Source organism: Parachryseolinea silvisoli, from assembly GCF_021190955.1.
In the GTDB taxonomy this organism is placed as follows: domain Bacteria; phylum Bacteroidota; class Bacteroidia; order Cytophagales; family Cyclobacteriaceae; genus Ohtaekwangia; species Ohtaekwangia silvisoli.
The window spans coordinates 959,177-978,034 of the sequence record NZ_JAIOAO010000003.1 but is presented as its reverse complement, the minus strand read 5'-3'; the positions used below and the strand labels follow the sequence as shown (position 1 = coordinate 978,034).

Below are 18,858 nucleotides of genomic sequence, written 5' to 3'. Positions count from 1 at the left end.
CTTTTGTACAGACAAAAGCGAAACACACCCGCTGTCAAAAGTAGTACTTAAATAAAAATCCCATGAAACGTATACTTCACATCATGTCGAGCATCCAGAATAATGAGTCTTACAGCATCAAGCTTGGCAAGGCTATCGTCGAAAAGGTAATCGAAAAGTATCCGGGCAGTACGCTGGAGGAAGTTAATCTGGTTGAATTAAACATCCCGCATTTAACACCTGCTGTCCTGCGGACGTTCTTTGTCCCCGGAGATCAACTTACGGCCGAGGACAAAGAATCTATCCAATTTTCCGATAGCATGGTCAGGCAGCTGATGGCCGCTGATATCATTGTCATCGGTGCGCCCCTTTACAACTTCACCATACACACCGCGCTGAAATCCTGGATCGACCATATCACAAGGGCAGGAATAACCTTTGGCTATGGCGAGAACGGCCCTATTGGCATGGTTACTGGTAAAAAGGTCTATGTCGCTACGTCTTCGGGCGGCATCTATTCCGACGGCCCCGCAAAAGCGAACGATTTTGTAGCGCCCTATCTGAAAGCTTTTCTAGGTTTTTTAGGCATGACGGACCTGACAGTTTTTCGTGCAGAAGGCGTCAAGGTTCCGCGTGTTAAGGAGTATGCCCTGACAAAAGGGATCGAAAGTATACACATCGACTAATACGGCCGGATATCCCCGGGCTATTTGAGGATGATCCACGCCGGGGCATGGTCACTGGCTTTGTCCCAGCCCCTTACGGCGGTATCTACGCCAGCTTTACGAAGCCTGGGTACCAGGTGCGGGCTTACGAGGAAATGATCCAGTCTGAGGCCTGCATTGCGTTCCCAGGCCTTGTACAAGTAATCCCAGAAGGTGTAGATTCGTTCATCCGGGTGCAGGTGACGGGCAGCATCCACCCAACCCTGCTTCAGCAGGCGGGCGTATGCAGCCCGGGCTTCTTTGCGGAACAGAGCGTTGTTGAGGTACTTCTCCGGTTTGTAGACATCCAGCTCCGTCGGCATCACGTTGAAATCGCCCACCAGCGCAACGGGTACGTCGTGTGCCAGCAGCTTCCTGGCATGCGCGGAGAGTCGTTTCATCCATTTGAGCTTGTAGTCGAATTTTGGTCCCGGGTAAGGGTTGCCGTTGGGCAGATAGAGGCATGCGATCACCATCTTGCCCACAATCGCCTCTATGTATCGGCTGTGTTCGTCCGCAGGGTCACCGGGCAAAGCCCGGCCCAGTTCCTGAATAGGTAGTTTACGGGAAAGAATGGCTACGCCATTCCAGGATTTTTGTCCATGCCAGATGGCCTGATACCCGGCGGCGTTGATCGCCGCTATGGGGAATTGTCCCTCAGGCGTCTTTAGCTCCTGCAGGCATACAACGTCTGGCTTTGCTTCACTCAACCAGCGCAGCAAAACGGGAAGTCGTCCGTTGATACCGTTGATGTTATAGGTGGCGATCTTCATTATTTAAGCGCTGCTCTAAAATAATGAGCTGCTGTGCATAAATACTACCGCCCACCAAAAGTTTACGGCCCTCTGCCGTGTTTTATCGCGGACGAAGAAATAAACTACTAAGAAGATAGTAGATCTACTAATTATTTAGTAGTTTTGAATACATCAACAAAAAATAGCGCGATGGATTTAAACCTTACCAAAGCGGAAGAAAAGGCTATGAAGATCCTTTGGTCGATCGAGAAGGGCCTGCTCCGGGATATTGTTAACGAATACGAAGACCCCAAGCCTGCCTATACAACGGTGGCGACCATATTCAAGATTCTGGAAAAGAAAGGGTTTGTGGGAAGAACGCCTGTCGCGAATTCCCATGAATATTATCCGCTGGTAGCGCGAAAGGACTACACTACTCAGTCCGTGAAATCTCTGGTGGAAAACTATTTCTCGAGCTCATTCAAGAATATGGTGTCGGAGTTCAGCAGTGCGGAAAACCTCAGCACCAAAGATATGCAGGAGCTTATGGAGCATTTTCGGAAACAGATCGAACAAAAAAAGAAAAAGTGATGGAAAGTTATTTATGGAAGTCCGGCTTTTCATTGGTCGTACTCTATGCTTTGTACGGAGTAATGCTTCGGTATGAGCGCAATCACCAGTTGAATAGATTTATTGGATTAGCCTGTATAGTTTTCTCGATCGCCATTCCTTTTATACAATTTAAACATGTCTCGCAAGCGGGTCGGTTTCCGGGTATGTTCTCGGTGGTGACCAGCGGTACAGCCGATTTTCAGGAAACTGTTTCGTCTGCACTATCGGCGAGTACCATCGATATTGTTTTAGCTCTCTATATACTGGGAGCAGGTGTATGTTTATTCCGTTGTGTCTTCGGGCTGGCGGCTTTACTGAGGCTTTATATGCATTCGCCCAGACGGCACCAGTGGGGATTTACGGTTGTCGACCTTCAACAGCCTGTATCTCCGTTTACTTTTTTCAACATTTTGTTTATGGGAAAAGAGAATATGGATGACACTGTAAGGGCGACGATGCTGTTGCATGAGCGGGTTCATCGCGATCAATATCATTCCGTCGATAATATATTCCTGGAGGTTGTGACCGTGCTGTTTTGGTTTAATCCTGTGGCGTGGCTTTTCAGGCGGGATATCAAGGCGGAGCATGAGTATTACGCGGACGAGCGCGTGTTGGAGAATGGGATCGACCGGGAGGACTATCAGTACATATTGTTTAAGGCAAGAACGGGCGTACCGATAGAATTCGGTAATCATCTGAGTAGCAAAACCAGTTTAATTAAACGATTTAATATGATGACAAAAGCAAGAACAAACCCCCAACACAGCTATTGGAGAGTTTCTCTTTATTTAGCGTTGATGTCTGTAATCGTATTCCTCGGCGCTTTCTCGGGTCGGACCGAAGAACAGCCATTTGATAAGATCGCAACCTACAAACAAGGTGAAGCGGCGATGTATCAAATTCTTACGAAGCGAATCATGTACCCCGCCACGGCCCGCCACGAGAACCGTTCGGGTTTAGTACAGGTCTCTTTCACGGTTAACGAAAAGGGTCATGTCGAGAACATCCGGGCAGAGATGCGAAAGGATGGATATCTGCTGAAGGAAATGGTGGTTGTGGGGTATCACCAAACAACAGAAGAAGCAAAAGGAATCGATGATGCGCTGAAGGCGGCGGCGGTTCAGGCTGTTGAAGGCCTGGGTGCGTTCATTCCTGCGCAGAAAAATGGAAAACCTGTCAGCTGTGTTTTGACGCTCCCCATTAAGTTTACGTTAGAAACGACATAAACGGATCCGAGGCATTGAAAAACAGAAAAAGCGGATAACCGAAGTTTAACGCTTGGGTTATCCGCTTCCGTTGATAATCATTCGTTCTTTGTGATCAGGTCCAGGAGTACCTGCTTACGCTCCCGTGCAATCGGCAATGAAGTGTCATGGACCATCACGGTAAGGCCGTCGATCGCGCGGATATACCGTTTTTGCACAAGGTATGATCGGTGTGGCTGGATGAACTTCTCCTCCGGCAACATCTCCTGCATGCTCTTGAGCGTTTTGTGAACGACAATGCTACGCTTATCCACGAGGTGCACCTGTACGTAGTTTTGCAGGCCGCTGATATAAACGATGTCGTCGATAATGACCCGGTGGTCGACACCATCTTCCCGAAAGAAAACAAATTGGGGACCGTCGCTTGCAGGAAACCGCATATTGAACAGGTCCCTGGCTTTTACTACCGCGCGTTTAAAATCATCAAAAAAAATGGGCTTCAACAGATAGTCGATCGCATTTACTTTATACCCTTTCAACGCATATTCAGGATACGCCGTGGTAAAGACGATCATCGTAGCATTATTGTTAACCATCTCGGCAAACGGGATACCCTTCATCCGTGGCATCTCGATGTCCAGGAATACCAGGTCCACCTGCTTATTCCGGATCAAATCGACGGCCTGGAGCGGATTGGAATAGTCGCCTATACATTCGAGAAAGTCGAACGTCTTGATAAACTCCAGCAAGCCGTCGCGGGCTATCCGTTCATCATCTATAACGATGCACCGTATCATCCTTTTATAATTTCAGTTCAATCCTGGCCACAAACAGCTCGTTTTCATGGGTGAGTGTAAGCTGGTATCGGCCTGGGTAAGCCAGGGCCAGCCGTTCCTGTACGTGCTTCAGCCCCACTCCCCTGGGCCTGCCGGCTGTTTCGCTTTCATCGAACGTATTCGCAATCTCAAACACCAGCTCGCCGTGTGCGTTCAGCTCGCAGGACTGCCGTATAAAATACGCGTTGTCCCGATTCGGCAGTACATGCTTGAAGGCATTTTCAACGAAGGCAGACAGGATAAAGGGCGCAATGTGAACGTTGCCCGACGGCATGTTCCAGTGGCAAGAGATTTGCAAGTCTGCTACGTGCCGGTCTATCTCCAGATCGAAATATTCTTTCAGAAAAGCCACCTCCCGATCAAGGGGGATCCGTTCCTTCTGCGACTCGTACACATAGTAGCGCAAGACCTTGCTATAACGTTCCAACAACCGCAGCGCTTCGTCTTTGTCCTTGCGGATCAGGAACTGCAGGTTGTTCAGTGTGTTAAACGTAAAATGCGGGCTCAGCTGGCTCCGCAGAAGACTGATCTCCATTTCCAGCGATTTTCGTTTGAGCCTCTCCAGCTCCTTCTCCTGTACCAGGTAGTCTTTGTATTTTTCAAACGAGTAGCTCAACCCCGAGATGAAAACGCTGGCCATAAACAAACCAAAAAAAGCGGACCGCCAGTCTTCGATAATGAGCCCTGCAACACTGTCCGGCACGGTGAGCTGAACGATGCAATACCCTTCTGCCAGCAGCAGCAACGTTACACTCAGACAAAAAGCCCCGATCACGACGAGCATGGTCGCCATGTTCAAACGTGCGAGAAAGCGCTTCACCTTTTTTGTAGAGGTGTATCGCAGGTATATCCTGAAGGTAATAACCAGACATCCGGCATAGCCCGATGCGGTAGTGAACGGGATTCCCTTGTTGGCTAAAAGCTGTAACATCACCGTTAGGAAAAGGAATACCCAAAAGAACCACGTTAGCTTATCTCTAGATGTCACCATATGCCCGACAAAGTACGCCAGATAATTCCAGGGAAGAGACACGGTCCGTCAACAAATCCCGACAGTTGATCAAAAATAAAAATCCCGACCGAAAGGCAGCCCGTATTTTCACTCAAAGAAACAGATTATGAAAACAAATTTTTTAATCCGGGCGATTATCATGTTTTGCTTGCTGATGACCTCCCCTGGCCTGAAACACGTACAGGCACAAGTCTACCTGAAATCGGCGTGGATCGGACCATCCGACTATAAAGACGACCACGCGGCCGACGCAAACGAAAAAGGATCGGCGTATGTGCTGCGGGGCGGCCTTCAGTTGCCACTGTCCGTAAAAACAGATACTCTGTTGGACGGCGCAGACACGGTACCCATCCAGTCCGTCTGGGCCATACGGTTCGACGGTTCGCATACCCGCTTTGACCATCAGCACATGGAGGAGCATGGATTTCCGACGAACGTTTACAATTACCGGCTGGGGGTGGTCTACCTGCATACCTTAAATAAAAAGTGGACGCTCTGGTCGACCGTCGGTGCAGGGGTATATACGTCGTCGGCAAACATCGGCATTCGGCAGGTGATTGGCGAGGCGGCGGTAATCTTTGTCAGAAACATTACGCCCAACCTCAAAGTAGGTGCCGGGCTGGCGTTCGATAATACGTTCGGATTTCCCATGGTCTATCCCGGGCTTATCGTAGACTGGGCTATCGATGGTAAAGGCGGAAAGTACTTCGCCAGGCTGAACTCCAACGAGATTAAAGCGGGCATTAAGTACAGTGACAAATTTCAGCTGTATATGAACGTCGATGTGTTTGGCGCGTCGGCGCTGTATAAAGATGAGATGTTTACGCACATGTACTATGCAGTCGGCGTCACGCCGGAGTTCAAGGTCGGTAAATATTTCTCGATACCGGTGACGCTGGGAGTCAGTGCTTCACGCAACATGTATGTTAACGATCGTACCGTTCAGGATTTCTTTTCGTACCTCGGGAAAGATGATCTGCCCCATTTCGCGCCGAGCCCGTTTGTCTCCGTTGGGATAACGTACGGAATGTGATGTCGTTCCTTTGCCTGCCGCAGCTCCCGTAGCGCTTCCCCTGAATACAATTCGAGCCTTCCAGGTCTCAGGTTGAAAATAAATTTCAGCAAAGAATTGTGCAACCGAATAATTGCCCTTATACTTGCAACTACTTAATTGCACATAAACACAAATGGAAGCCAGGCGGGATGTTTTTCAGGCAATCGCTGACCCGACACGCAGGGCAATTTTATTATTGATTGCAGCCCAGGCAATGACGCCCAATGCCATCGCGGAAGAATTTCAATCCAGCAGGCAAGCTGTCTCCAAACACATTCAAATTCTTACAGAATGTGAATTGGTAAAACAAGAAAAAAAGGGAAGAGAGATTTATTATCACATCAATGCAAAGAAAGTGAATGAAATCAGTGAATGGGTTGAACAATTCAAGGCCATCCAGGAAACTCAATTCAATCAATTAGATAAAGTATTATTAACCCTAAAAAAACAAAGAAAATGAAAAACAGCTTGCTATTTGATTTTACTGTTGACAAAGCAGCGAAAACGGTATTCATAACAAGAGAGTTTGATGCTGACCGATCGTTGGTGTGGGAGGCATTTACCAAGGCCGAGATCCTGGATCAATGGGTAGCGCCTAAACCCTGGATATCAAGAACAAAATTTATGGATTTCAAAGTTGGCGGGCGAAGATTTTATGCCATGGTAAGCCCGGAGGGACAAGAGCGTTGGGCAATTCAGCGATACACTTCTATCAGCCCGGAAACCAATTTCAAAATGTTTAATGCTTTTGCAGACAAAGACGAGAACCCTGAGTTGCCGGGTTCTGATTGGGATTACACCTTTAGCGAGCAAGACGAAAAGACAAAAGTGAATATTACTATTTACAACGAATCCCTTGCCCGCATGGAGAAGATGATTGAAATGGGCTTCACTGAAGGATTTAAGGCGTCCATGATCAATTTGGAAAATCTGTTGACAACTTTGTCACCAAAACAATAGGAAGAAAATTGCTCCGTTGGTAGAAGTATCCATGTGTGAAATTCGGAAGGTACTGACATTAACCGAAAGCCGGTATACGCGTAAAGGAAGAGGCGATTCGAGACGATCGCCTCTTTTCGTATGCCACGAGCCATGCGGACACTTCCTGTTAACCGTTTGTATTTCGCAGGATCTTATCCATTTTCCGGCCTTTCGCCAACTCGTCCACCAGCTTGTCTAAATACCTGGCCTGCTGTGTCAACGGATTTGTAATTTCTTCCACGCGATACCCGCAGATCACGCCGGTGATCAGGCTCGCATGGGGGTTCAGTGTGGCCTGCTGAAAGAAAGTCTCAAAGGTGACTTTATCCTCGATAAGCTGCCTGAGCTTTTTATCGCTAAAGCCGGTCAACCACTTGATGACCTGATCCAGTTCATCTTTTGTGCGTCCTTTTTTCTCCACCTTAGCGACATACATAGGATAGACGGAGGCGAAGATCATCTTTGCAATGCGCTGATCGTGTGTGTTGGAGCTGTTCATAACCACAAATTACTAAAAACAAATTATCAGGACACCCTTCTTTTAGAGTCTCCCTCTGCAGGTGTTTGCCGGAAACGTTCTGGCAGATCAGGATTAGCAATGAAAGGTTTGCCGAATTGTATCAACTGCTTAGCAGACTCACGGGTAAAGAGCTGCCTTGCTGGTGGCAGCTCTTTGTTTTTGTTATGCGTTAAACCCTCCGTCAATGGTCACCCACGACCCGGTGATCTGCCGTGCCTCGTCACTTGCCAGGTATGATACCAAGCCGGCAACGTCCTCGGCGTTGCCATAATGGCCCAGCGCCATCCGGCTACGTGCATGGTCGGCGTGCGCGCCTTCGGCTGGGTTCATATCGGTTTCGGTTGGGCCGGGTTGCACCAATGTTACAGATATGCCTTTCGGACCGAGGTCGCGGGCCAGCCCACGGGTAAAGCCTTGCAGGGCCGACTTGCTCATGGTATATAGCGTAGTTTGGTTCCCGATAGCATTGTCGGCCATGTTGCTGCCAATCGTAATGATCCGCCCGCCCGCCTTAAGGTGTTTTACAGCTTCCAGCGTGGCGACATATACCGCCTTGACGTTCACGGTCATTACCTGATCATATTCCTCCATCGTATGTTCATGAAAATCTTTACCAATGTAGATGCCGGCGTTGTTCACCAATACGTCCAGGCGGCCAAACTCGGCTACGGTTTTGTTCACGGCGTTAATGATATCGTGCGCGTTGGCGTTGTCTGCGCCAATAGCGATGGCACGACCTCCGGCCGTGTTGACTTCTGCGGCCAACGCATTTGCTTTCTCGGCAGACCGGGTGTAGGTAAAGGCTACACGCGCCCCTTCCGCCGCCAAACGCCGCACGGTCGCGGCTCCGATACCACGGCTACCGCCGGTGACCAGGGCTACTTTATTTTCTAACTTTTTCATTCCCATTTTTGTTTGTGTTTCAAAGTATGGCACAAACCTACCTCGAGCAGCTTTACCTTTGCAAGTAAGCATCTGATTGTTAGATACTAACAAAATAGTAAGAAATGAGAAAGCAGACTTCTACAAACGCTTTGAATGAAAAACGCATCATTGATACCTGCGGCATGGCCGTGGCGTTACGGGTAATCGGTGGCCGGTGGAAACCCGCTATTTTATGTCGGTTGGCGGATAGCACAATGCGTTATAGTGAACTAAAAAAATCGATTGAGGGCATTTCTGAACGCATGCTGGTAGCCCAGCTGCGCGAGCTCGAGCGGGAAGGCATTGTACGCAGGGTCGTATACCCCGAGGTCCCGCCGAGGGTCGAGTATGAGATCACTCAGCTTGGACGTACGATGGGCCCCATGCTACACGCGATGGCTGAATGGGGCCGTCTGCGCAGCACGTTGAACGAGCAGCGGTCGGCAGAGCAACTGGCAGAAGTCTAAGCCATCCGAGGAAAACAGGCAGGGCGAAGTCAATTACGCGTATCCTCTGACACAGCTCCCGGAGGTAGAACTATGAGGCGATGGAATTGTCCATGGAACAGAAATCACCCGGCAGATAGCCTCCGCAGAAATTTTGTAAGCAATATTTGAGATTTGTCGTATATTGATTGTGGTCGCTGTGAGAGCAGCGGCTACTTGCTTTTGTAGGGTGCCATGACATCCGTCACCCTGCCTTTCATCCGTTGAATCGGATCCAGGAATAGATTCGAATACCCTTCCGCCAGACCCAATGAGTTTCTACAAGCAGTTCATGCCCCCAACCGCGCTCGCGGGATTGATCCGCGCGCTTGAAATATACCGGGTCGATTGGAATTCCGGGGAGAATCTTCCGGAGCCATTTATTACCTGCCTTGCGAATACCGAGCAGTGCCTTTACTTCTATGTAAATGATACGATCCGAATTGTTCCCGAAGCACACGTCGAAGTTCCTGTTCCTCCCGTGGTAATCACCGGACCGAAGAACAAACCAGTGGGACTATTGTTCGGAAAAGACCACTTGATGGTCAAGGTGATCTTCCATCCTACCGGCACGTATCGCCTGCTCGGACTCAATATGAAAGAGACGGTAAACAACGGGCTGGATGCAACTCGTTTTTGGGGCGAGTCGCTCCACGACATTCTTTATCAACTCCGTGGGGCAGACTCGTATGAAAGTATGATACAGATTATTAGTGCTTTTATCGAAGCGAAGTTTGATGCCCGATGCCGTCCACAGGAGCCTATCGATCTGGTGGCCATGAAGATGCTTAATCCGTTGACTGATCATTCCCAAGAAGAATGGGCCGCCATGGCTTGCCTCAGCCTGCGACAGTTCGAGCGCAATTTTATGACACGGATAGGCATCACGCCGAAACTTTTTATCCGCATTGTGCGCTTTGAACACGCGATGAAAATCAAGAACGATCATCCACAGAAAAGCTGGTCTCAGATTGCCGAAGAATGTGGCTACACGGACTCGTCCCATTTGCTGCGAGAATTCAAAGAGTTTGCCGAGTTTCCGCCAAGCCGTTTTTATCTTCAACCGACGAGCGGGTACAGTGATTTTCCGACAGGATAACGAATGTCGTTTTTTTACTAAGGCGTTCCCGGGCCGATACCCTACGTTTGTTTCCATAATTGCTTCAGTATGGAAAACAACTCATTACATATTGCGGGGCGGGATCATGCGGGTGTGTTTCTCCCGCCACCCATGATTTACGTGGCTACATTCTTCCTTTCCATAGGTTTACAACGCGTTGTCCCGCTACCCTCGGGATGGCTCGACACTGGCACAGCACATGCTATGCGATGGGGCATCGTAGCGGTCGGCCTACTTCTCCTTCTCTCTGCGCTCTGGCGCTTTGCTATCTCACGAAATACCTTAATCACAGTTAAACCGGCAAAGTCATTACAGACCACGGGAGTATACGCTTTCACACGCAACCCCATGTATCTGGCGTTGCTGATAATATTTACGGCAATCGCATTTTTTAAGGGCAACTCCTGGACATTTCTGATGATCGCCCCTCTGATGTTCGTGGTACAGACCTATGTGATCAGGAAAGAAGAACAATACCTCCAACGTGCATTTGGCGAAGAGTTCAGCCGCTATAAAAGTAAGGTCAGGCGATGGCTGTAGGTAGATCCAGGCAATTTCTTATACGATAACCAATCCAAATTACAATGTCGATGCGACGCTATCTTACCCTATTCATTTTATTTTTAACATTGTTTGCCTGCCAGAAAGATGACGACTCCAGTCCGGTTGCCGTTGTTGTTGCTGCTTGCCGCATTCAAAAAGAGATGACTGACGACGGACATTCTTTACTCTATAGCTACGATGACGATGGAAACCCAACGAAGATCGAAAGCTACAATCCCTATTACATGACACATGTGCTTAATGTACTCAGTAACGGAATGTCTATCGCGGAAGTGAACAAATTGCATCCCATGACTTTCACTACCTACTATGGCGTGGGGTTTCTTACAGCCCTGCCGGACGTCGCACTTATCTCCGTAACAATGGATAGTGTAACGCAGGTAAACTGGAAGACGTACTTTTTCCATTACGATTTTAGGGGCAGACTCGTCCGAGTCGGCGAGGAAACGGAGAACGTTCAAGGCGATGACGAATGGGAGCTGTTGATTACGTACAATGAACAAGACAATGTCATAAAAATGGTTTACCGACTAACTACGGGCACGCTTAACGTCAGCACGGTGATTGTGGTGGATGGGCATGATCACCATCAGACGCCCTATGCCGGCGTCAAAGGATATAAATTCCTAACTCTCAATTGGGACAATTCCGACTCGTGGCCCATTATAACAGCCTTGAGTAAGAACAACCCGACGAGCTATCGGTTGATCGTTAACGAAGTGGAATCGATGAAGATATCCATAGAATATGAATACAATGAACAAGGGTTCCCGCTTGTGCGTACTGTGGCGAATAAGAACGAAGCCGGCCAACGCACGTATCGTCTGACGTATGAATATGCCTGCCAATGAAATCTACGATCTTCCCTCCTTGCTTACAATAATGTTTCCAGGGCATGCGTAAGAGGTCTGCATGTCGAAGTGTGTCTTAAAACACACGCAACAAAATCCGCCGGCGGTTTGGATTCCTGGCTGCGATGGTATTATCATTAACGTTTGAACGTAATACCACTATGAGCCTGTTTCAAATCTTACGACTTACATCCTTTTTCATCGTGCTGGTGGCCTCTGTGACCTCGTGCACAAAGGCGCCAAGAGAAGCTTCCCCCTACGCCATTTCCAGGTTTCAGAACGTCATCCCCAGGCCCTCCGTGGAAGCAAAATCCGATGGCAAAGCATTTTTGATAACCAGCGCCACCACCATCACCATTGCCAACGACAGCCTTCAACCGGTAGCGCAATACCTGGCCGGCGTGCTCAACAAAGGCACCGGTTATACTATCGCTGTAAAGGTCAGTCAAGAAGCTCCGGCTTCAGGCATCTTCATTACCACCAAACTTTTCGACCACAACCAGGGCCGCGAGGGCTATAGCATCTCGACAGCAGGCGACCTCCTGACGATTACCGGAAAACCAGCCGGTGTGTTTTATGCCACACAGACGCTGCGCCAGCTACTGCCGCCCGTGATTGAAAAAGCTGCTACGCCAGGTATTGATACTACCTCCTGGGAAATAGCTTCCGGCCAAATCGTCGATCGCCCCCAATTCTCGTGGCGAGGATCGATGCTAGACGTCGCCCGCCACTTCTTCGGCATGGACGATGTTAAGCGTTACATCGACCTCATGAGTCTCTACAAAATGAACATCCTTCACCTGCATCTAAGCGATGACCAGGGCTGGCGCATCGAGATCAAATCATGGCCGAAGCTCACCGAGCACGGCGGCAGTACCGAGGTAGGCGGCGGAAAAGGCGGATTCTTTACGCAGGAACAATATAAGGAGCTTGTCGCATATGCGGCCGAGCGTTTTATTACTGTCGTACCCGAGATCGACATGCCCGGCCACATCAACTCGGCCCTGGCATCTTACGGCGAGCTGAACGGTGGCATTCAGGTGCCGAAAGAAGGGCGCATCGAGCTCGACCTGTCAACGCCCGGCGCATTGAATGGAAAGACGCAACCCACCCAGTTGTATACCGGTACTGAAGTAGGCTTTAGTACGCTTCGCTATGAAAAAGAAGAGACGTTCAAATTTATAAACGACGTCGTTCGTGAGCTGTCCGCTATTACCCCCGGCCCGTATTTCCACGTCGGCGGCGACGAAGCGCACGTGACCAAAAAAGAGGAGTATATCAAATTCGTAAACCGTTTCACCGAAATTGTGAAAGCCAACGGCAAGAAAATGATCGGATGGGAAGAAATTGCGCAAGCTGATATCGATAGCAACGTTGTTGTCCAATACTGGAACAAAGAACAGCATGCGCTGAATGCGCTGGAAAAAAATGCGCAGATCATTATGTCGCCCGCGAAGAAAGCATACCTCGACATGCAGTATGATTCTACCTCCCGCATTGGTCTGCATTGGGCGGCCTACATCGAAGTGGACTCCGCCTACATTTGGGACCCGGCTGCGTATGCTGAATCCGGGCAGGTGCTGGGTGTAGAAGCCCCCCTCTGGACAGAAACCGTCGCCAACATGGATGACATAGAATATCTTGTCTTTCCCCGTCTGCTTGGTTATGCCGAGCTAGGCTGGACCCTTGGAGCCAGATCCTGGGATGAATACAAAGTGCGTCTCGGCAAACACGCGCCACGTTTCGACGCCCTGGAAATTGATTACTATAAATCTCCCAAAGTGCCCTGGATGGAAAAAGGTCTTTAAATGATTGCGCTTGATCAGTGCAGCCAACCCTTTGAAGTTGCCTGCCGGGAAAACAAAATCATATACAATCCAATAACAATGATCATAAGAGGCATAACCATGCCGCCAGGACCATATACCGCAATTGAATTACTGATAAAAAGTGAGTGAACCATTTGAATCAGTATCGCGATAAACGCGATCACAAAAACATGCGTCGCGAGTTTCTTTCGAATCAGCAATAAAACACAGGCCAGCGTGCTTCCCCACACGGCAATGGCAAACGCCGCCGTTGCCCACAGCGGCACATTGGTGTATAAAGCACGCTCCTGCTCGGGCAATGCAGCGAGCGCTTCCGGAGTCATGGTAACGTGCATGATATAGGCCATAACGCCCAATAAATTCCAGAGCAATGCAATACTGCTAACGATCCAGAACCAGGTGGCAGGTTTAGTTGATGTTGTCATAGCAGATGGATTTGGTGTATCCGAAGATAGGCAACTATATTCAATTCCGAAAAAAGCGTAATTACTGGAATTCTGTAACAATAGGCCGTTGCAAACGGCTGGTTGCCGAGAAAATCAAATCCCGGCTCTTCTGAGCCGGGATTTTTATATACACTAGAGGCTACAAAATCCAGTTGGGGTATGGAACCAACTACAGGCGATTTTGGCGGTAAATGATGCGTAATTGTACTTAAACTCATATAGAAATGAAAAGGGTAAGCATAATCCTGGGGCTTTTTTTAATAGTGATGGCTGCGGCGTACGGTCAAAATGTACCAAAGACGGAGGTGGTGAAGTTGGTAGAAAGCTCGAAGAGCTGGAACGGCGCGGCGCTGCCGGGCTATCCTGCCGGAACGCCGCAGGTTACAATTCTAAAAATAACGATCCCACCACACACGGCTTTAAAAACGCATAAGCACCCCGTTATCAATGCAGGAGTGGTTTTGAAAGGCGAGCTGACGGTTAGCACAGAGACGGGAGAGTCAATGCTTATTAAAGCGGGGGAACCAATTGTTGAGCTGGTTAATATCTGGCATTCTGGTAAAAACGACGGCAATGAGCCTGTCGAGCTTATTGTATTTTATGCCGGAATAGAGGGCACTCCGATTACGGTGCCGAAAGGTGACGGAGCCCGGGACCATTAACGTATGCCTTCTCACTGAAGCCTTTCCATGACATCAATGATACCTTGCTTCCATTTCGGGTAGAGCTCCTCGTTTTCAGACCAGAGTTCATTTAGCTCGGCATTCTCGGCCAAGACCCTCTTTAAAGCGCGTACTGCCAGGGGCTTCAAATCGGAAACATCTAAATCTTTATGCAGCGTACCGAACAAATTCACATTACTTTCGTCGGTGTCTTCATCGCTATCCGTCCTGAACTGCGTTCCGTTAAGCAAATTGTCCATGTAAGCAGCCGATACCGTAACGGCGTGACATTCGTCATAATCTAAATACTCCTGGCCGATGGCATGCTCAAAGGATGACTTAAAGAATTCCCTCGGATCGTCTTTAATCTCGTCCGTGAATTCGTAGGCAGTATCATCGTCAAATATCCCGTAGTCCCAAGCTCCCATGATTTTATAGTTTATTTATAATTTACATTTTGATAAATACCGAAGCAGTGTCTGCCCTTTCAAAGCTTCAGGCCTAGTACCTGACCATCCTGCGCAGTCACCACTCCAACTTTGTGAAGTAACCGTCTTTTTTTACCGTGATGTTACTATCTTTTCACACTAATTTGAGCACGAGTATACGAAAAAGTTCTTTATTCGCTGGCGTGCCAAAGACTATGCGTGAGAAGTCTTCACGCTATATGTCACCGCATGAGCGTTCTGTATAGCCTGTCGCTGACGATCTTGCTAACCATTACACTGGCCACGGTCCCTAATCCCGGCCAGGTAGCGTCGCCCGCCAGCAGCAGGTGTTTTACACCGATATCGTGCGGGATTGCATGCAGGTTTGCATTTTTCCTGTTAAGCTTATGGCCCCCAACTGCGCCCAAATACCGTCGGGTGTACTTTTGATACGTCACGGGAGTACCGACCTCTAAAATACGGTGATGAAGCATGAGCGACGGGTACACACGTGTCGCGTGGTCGATGAGTACGGAGGCAATGGCCGCCTTTTTCTCGTGATATTCTGCGTCCGGCAAGTCTATCCACGGCGCGATACTGCAATGCGTGGATAGCATAACCGCGCGGAAACCCGGCGGCGCACTTGCATGGTCACCGGCGGCCGAAATAGAGATAAACATGTTGTTGCCGTTTCCGAGCGGCCGATCATAGTCGATTAACAGCTGATGGTGGCAGATGGCATGTGTGGCAACGTTCTCTTCGGGCACACCCAGAAAGACAACGATAGCCCCGCCGTATAAGTCTATGCCTGGCGTCCGGTACCGATCCAATTTTACCTGGACGGACGGAGAAACGATTGCATACAAGTTCTCCAACGGCAGCGTTACAACGGCCTTCCTGGCAGCAAAGGTTGCTTTGGATGTCGTAATTTCCCATTGTTCCCGTTGCTGCAATACCGTCACGGTATGTCCCTTTTTAACCGTGCCGCCTATTTTCTTATAATGTGCTTCTATATAATTAAAATAGCCGCGCATGCCGCCGACGGGACGCATCAGTCCTGATCCTCGTATCGTGATCCCCAAAGCTGCATTGATGAAGGGCGCTTCTTCGATGGTCGTATGCAGCGTATCTTCGATCAACATTGCCAACAGCCCGCGCAGCGGCAGGTCATTCTCCAGCTTAAGTTCTTTCAGTACGTCCAGCATGGTTTTGTTCAGGTACCGCGCCAGGTATAGATTCGAGACACCGATACATTTCACAGCGCGAATAATATCCGCGAGACTGGTAAACGGAAGAACGATCCCCTTCCGACTGGCCTTCCAGAATACGGACGAAACCTTATCCGACAATTTCCAGAATGCCCGGTGTGCGTCGCTGTCGCCAAGTTTTTCTGCCCGTTCTCGCACCCATTTGCGCTGATCGTGGTAAAGCGTAACCTGCCGGTCGGGCAACCACGCAACGTAGTCGATGTACTCACCGCCCGGTAGTTCGAGGCCCACTTCCGCGCAGAACAATCCACCGATACCGTTCTCCTGAAAATCAACAAGGGTCGTTGCCCCCACATCGAAAGAGAAACCTTGTTTAGTAAAAAAGCCAGCGCACCCTCCTAGCTGGCCGTGCGCTTCTAATACCAACGTTGAAAAGCCCTTTGCCTGCAAACGCAAGGCACACGACATGCCGGCCATCCCACCGCCTACAATGACAACATCATACATAACTTTCGCATAGCTACATATAAAACGACAAATATGCCAGACCGCAAGAAAGATGCTATACCCGATCGACCCTCACCCCAAGCAGGGGGTTAAATAAAGTTTATTAAAATGTTCGCGTTTTTGCTAAAACGATTAACTTAGTGTCTGGATATACGGTATCCGTTTTTATTTCTGGAATTTTGTCTGGTGAGATTTGAAAAATCGCAGTAATGCGGTTTACGGTTATTCCTTTGTCCTGTCCTGAAGAATTGTAATGCTGAACGTGATCAGTATAGCAAACCTCGTGTCCTGCCTATTGGCGGTGCGGGGGACTGTGCTCATATTGAGTGTGATTGTATGATGTGCATTACGCTGCCGTTTTGAATTACTCTTAAACAACCAACTCATATGAAAATCACCCGTGTCTTGCCCTATGCGCTGTGCATAGCGCTCACCCTTCCCTCCTGTCAACAGGATTCCATTCAACCCAACACTCCCGACGAGACGGTGTTCGGCACTGCGGCCGCTGCGCCGAGTCAGTACGGCACGTATACGATCAAAAACGCCGCCGGAAATTTATTTATGGAAGTAACCGGAAATCCAGGGATCAACGAGAAGTTCAAAGACGGCACCAAGATCGTTCAGTGGAGCGCCACGAGCGCCGGCGACCTCTGGCAGAAGTGGCAGGTCATTTATAAACAGACTGTCAACAGCATTCCTTACTATGCCCTCATGAACCTTCATAGCGGCAAAGTGCTGGACGTTCCCAACAGCGGCACGGCCAGCGGGTTACAGTTACAGCAATACCGGTACAACGGCACGAACGCGCAGCTTTGGGAGTTCCGCGAAGTGACCGGCGGATATGCCATTATCAACAAGGGTAACGGACTGGCTGTCACCAATCTGAACAGCTCTACCGCGAATGGTACCGCCATCGTGCAACAAACCTATTCCGCGGGAGCGGCCAACCAACGCTGGATCCTCACGGCGCTTGCCGCCGATTCCTACCTCGACGACGAGGTGACCCGGTACTTTCAGCGGAACAGCACGTCGCTGGGATCGGTGGCCTGGGACCAGGGAAGCAGCATTCCGTTGACGTGGAGCGGCAACAATGGAAAAGTGCTTTGGGTAACGCAAGACGCCTGGGACGGCGCCAAGCTTCAGTCGAACGGCATGTTCAACTGTACTGATTTTTTCGACTATAACAATTCCATCATCATTCAGCAGGACAAGACCAACTGGCTTCCCGACGACCCCAACATGACCATCAATAGCCCTATGGGCAGGCCCAAGCAGATCTGCAGCAATCAGGCTGGTACCAGCTGGAGCTGGCCAGGCAACGGCGTGGAGATCGGCGATAAGGTGTATATGCACTGTGGTGAGGGCAACGGCTTGAACATGACCAATCAGTCGATCTACGTGCTGACCCAAAGCACCGGTACATTATGGACCGTGCAACGCACTACTCCCGCCGGCATGTCGGGCCAGACCGACATTGGTTACGCCGCGGGCATGGTCAAGGCCAGCGACGGCTACGTGTACGTTTACGGCACGCAGGCCACCAGCTTCGGCTATTTGAACAATGTACATGTGGCGCGATTCGCTACCAGCAGTCCGAATTCGTGGACGTTCTGGAACGGCTCCAGCTGGACCAGCACGCCGACCACCGGAAACGGGGCCCGCATCGCGGAAGGAAAAGGTACCGTGGCGATCAATTACGTCAATGGAAAATATGTTATGATCACCATGGACCAGGGTTTCAACTGCGACGCTCCGAGAAACATCTACACGGCAACGTCGACAAGCCCGACAGGACCATTCTCCGCGGCCGTAGAAGTGTATAAGATCAACGACTATTTCCAGGGTCAATACACGCGTTACTATACGCCTAACGTTCATCCTACGTTCACGAACGGGCGTAACGAGTTGCTCATCACCTATTCCGTTAATCAGTCGGCCTGCGGCGTGAGTGACTGTGTCAACAACTTCATCGACCCGAATTATTACCGGATACGCGGCTTGCGCATACCCTATTCGAAGATCGGATTGTAAGGTGAGCTGACATCCCATATAAAAAAACAGCATGCTATTCACGTCGCTGCCCATGCGGCCGTGAATAGCATGTTCTATCAGCCCGCAGATCGGGGAACCGCGTGACCAAAAGTAGATGGTCACTCTTGAGTTTTAAGGTAGGTTATTTAATTTTGGATAAAATATC

21 protein-coding genes are annotated in these 18,858 nt (G+C 49.5%); 13 read left to right on the top strand and 8 right to left on the bottom strand.

What is annotated here, in order from left to right; genetic code table 11:
* The first annotated feature begins 62 nt into the window (after nucleotides 1-62).
* A complete protein-coding gene (locus K7P01_RS21070; protein WP_267296559.1) occupies nucleotides 63-665 on the top strand; it encodes an FMN-dependent NADH-azoreductase in 603 nt (200 codons plus the stop codon).
* A gap of 20 nt (nucleotides 666-685) precedes the next feature.
* On the opposite strand, the gene xth is transcribed toward K7P01_RS21070, so the two are convergent.
* Entirely contained in the window at nucleotides 686-1,456 is a 771-nt protein-coding gene (xth, locus tag K7P01_RS21065) for an exodeoxyribonuclease III (RefSeq protein WP_267296558.1), read from the bottom strand.
* A gap of 171 nt (nucleotides 1,457-1,627) precedes the next feature.
* On the opposite strand from xth, the gene K7P01_RS21060 reads away from it, so the two are divergent.
* Nucleotides 1,628-2,008, top strand: a complete 381-nt coding sequence (locus K7P01_RS21060; RefSeq protein ID WP_267296557.1) for a BlaI/MecI/CopY family transcriptional regulator — start codon at nucleotides 1,628-1,630, stop codon at nucleotides 2,006-2,008.
* The gene (locus K7P01_RS21055; RefSeq protein WP_267296556.1) at nucleotides 2,008-3,255 is read left to right on the top strand and encodes a M56 family metallopeptidase; all 1,248 of its coding nucleotides are present in this window, start codon (nucleotides 2,008-2,010) and stop codon (nucleotides 3,253-3,255) included. Before K7P01_RS21060 ends, K7P01_RS21055 begins: the two co-directional genes overlap by 1 nt.
* A gap of 77 nt (nucleotides 3,256-3,332) precedes the next feature.
* On the opposite strand, the gene K7P01_RS21050 is transcribed toward K7P01_RS21055, so the two are convergent.
* Together K7P01_RS21050 and K7P01_RS21045 are read right to left on the bottom strand one after the other, a co-directional pair.
* Nucleotides 3,333-4,031 (bottom strand): LytR/AlgR family response regulator transcription factor, encoded by a 699-nt coding sequence (locus K7P01_RS21050; RefSeq protein WP_267296555.1) that lies wholly within the window; start codon nucleotides 4,029-4,031, stop codon nucleotides 3,333-3,335.
* Between the two features lie 4 nt (nucleotides 4,032-4,035).
* Complete coding sequence (locus K7P01_RS21045; RefSeq protein ID WP_267296554.1) at nucleotides 4,036-5,001, bottom strand: sensor histidine kinase; 966 nt, start codon at nucleotides 4,999-5,001, stop codon at nucleotides 4,036-4,038.
* A gap of 187 nt (nucleotides 5,002-5,188) precedes the next feature.
* On the opposite strand from K7P01_RS21045, the gene K7P01_RS21040 reads away from it, so the two are divergent.
* The 3 genes from K7P01_RS21040 (at nucleotide 5,189) to K7P01_RS21030 (ending at nucleotide 7,096) form a co-directional block, all read left to right on the top strand.
* Entirely contained in the window at nucleotides 5,189-6,115 is a 927-nt protein-coding gene (locus tag K7P01_RS21040) for a DUF6268 family outer membrane beta-barrel protein (RefSeq protein WP_267296553.1), read from the top strand.
* Nucleotides 6,116-6,269: 154 nt separating this feature from the next.
* The gene (locus K7P01_RS21035) at nucleotides 6,270-6,596 is read left to right on the top strand and encodes an ArsR/SmtB family transcription factor (protein ID WP_267296552.1); all 327 of its coding nucleotides are present in this window, start codon (nucleotides 6,270-6,272) and stop codon (nucleotides 6,594-6,596) included.
* Nucleotides 6,593-7,096 carry an SRPBCC family protein gene (locus tag K7P01_RS21030; RefSeq protein ID WP_267296551.1) on the top strand — a complete coding sequence of 168 codons (504 nt, stop codon included), beginning with the start codon at nucleotides 6,593-6,595 and terminating at the stop codon, nucleotides 7,094-7,096. The genes K7P01_RS21035 and K7P01_RS21030 overlap by 4 nt, the downstream gene beginning before the upstream one ends.
* A 148-nt stretch (nucleotides 7,097-7,244) precedes the next feature.
* On the opposite strand, the gene K7P01_RS21025 is transcribed toward K7P01_RS21030, so the two are convergent.
* Nucleotides 7,245-7,616 carry a DUF2200 domain-containing protein gene (locus K7P01_RS21025; protein ID WP_267296550.1) on the bottom strand — a complete coding sequence of 124 codons (372 nt, stop codon included), beginning with the start codon at nucleotides 7,614-7,616 and terminating at the stop codon, nucleotides 7,245-7,247.
* Between the two features lie 183 nt (nucleotides 7,617-7,799).
* Nucleotides 7,800-8,540 carry an SDR family NAD(P)-dependent oxidoreductase gene (locus K7P01_RS21020; protein ID WP_267296549.1) on the bottom strand — a complete coding sequence of 247 codons (741 nt, stop codon included), beginning with the start codon at nucleotides 8,538-8,540 and terminating at the stop codon, nucleotides 7,800-7,802.
* 104 nt (nucleotides 8,541-8,644) lie between these two features.
* Here K7P01_RS21020 and K7P01_RS21015 point away from each other — a divergent pair, with 104 nt between their 5' ends.
* From K7P01_RS21015 to K7P01_RS20995, 5 genes are all read left to right on the top strand, one after another.
* Nucleotides 8,645-9,028: a winged helix-turn-helix transcriptional regulator gene (locus K7P01_RS21015; RefSeq protein WP_267296548.1), complete on the top strand. Its 384-nt coding sequence runs from the start codon at nucleotides 8,645-8,647 to the stop codon at nucleotides 9,026-9,028.
* Between the two features lie 289 nt (nucleotides 9,029-9,317).
* Complete coding sequence (locus K7P01_RS21010) at nucleotides 9,318-10,145, top strand: helix-turn-helix domain-containing protein (RefSeq protein WP_267296547.1); 828 nt, start codon at nucleotides 9,318-9,320, stop codon at nucleotides 10,143-10,145.
* 69 nt (nucleotides 10,146-10,214) lie between these two features.
* Nucleotides 10,215-10,706, top strand: coding sequence for a methyltransferase family protein (locus tag K7P01_RS21005; protein ID WP_267296546.1), 492 nt, complete (start codon nucleotides 10,215-10,217; stop codon nucleotides 10,704-10,706).
* A gap of 50 nt (nucleotides 10,707-10,756) precedes the next feature.
* Complete coding sequence (locus tag K7P01_RS21000) at nucleotides 10,757-11,581, top strand: hypothetical protein (RefSeq protein WP_267296545.1); 825 nt, start codon at nucleotides 10,757-10,759, stop codon at nucleotides 11,579-11,581.
* 161 nt (nucleotides 11,582-11,742) lie between these two features.
* Nucleotides 11,743-13,389, top strand: coding sequence for a beta-N-acetylhexosaminidase (locus K7P01_RS20995; protein ID WP_267296544.1), 1,647 nt, complete (start codon nucleotides 11,743-11,745; stop codon nucleotides 13,387-13,389).
* A gap of 14 nt (nucleotides 13,390-13,403) precedes the next feature.
* Here the strand turns inward: K7P01_RS20995 and K7P01_RS20990 are convergent, their stop codons facing one another.
* The gene (locus K7P01_RS20990) at nucleotides 13,404-13,835 is read right to left on the bottom strand and encodes a hypothetical protein (protein WP_267296543.1); all 432 of its coding nucleotides are present in this window, start codon (nucleotides 13,833-13,835) and stop codon (nucleotides 13,404-13,406) included.
* A 245-nt stretch (nucleotides 13,836-14,080) separates the two neighbouring features.
* Between K7P01_RS20990 and K7P01_RS20985 the strand changes: the two genes are divergently transcribed.
* The gene (locus K7P01_RS20985) at nucleotides 14,081-14,518 is read left to right on the top strand and encodes a cupin domain-containing protein (RefSeq protein ID WP_267296542.1); all 438 of its coding nucleotides are present in this window, start codon (nucleotides 14,081-14,083) and stop codon (nucleotides 14,516-14,518) included.
* 11 nt (nucleotides 14,519-14,529) lie between these two features.
* On the opposite strand, the gene K7P01_RS20980 is transcribed toward K7P01_RS20985, so the two are convergent.
* Nucleotides 14,530-14,946, bottom strand: coding sequence for a DUF4259 domain-containing protein (locus K7P01_RS20980; protein WP_267296541.1), 417 nt, complete (start codon nucleotides 14,944-14,946; stop codon nucleotides 14,530-14,532).
* Between the two features lie 242 nt (nucleotides 14,947-15,188).
* Complete coding sequence (locus tag K7P01_RS20975) at nucleotides 15,189-16,661, bottom strand: phytoene desaturase family protein (RefSeq protein WP_267296540.1); 1,473 nt, start codon at nucleotides 16,659-16,661, stop codon at nucleotides 15,189-15,191.
* A 387-nt stretch (nucleotides 16,662-17,048) separates the two neighbouring features.
* Here K7P01_RS20975 and K7P01_RS20970 point away from each other — a divergent pair, with 387 nt between their 5' ends.
* Entirely contained in the window at nucleotides 17,049-18,692 is a 1,644-nt protein-coding gene (locus K7P01_RS20970; RefSeq protein ID WP_267296539.1) for an RICIN domain-containing protein, read from the top strand.
* Nucleotides 18,693-18,858: the final 166 nt, after the last annotated feature.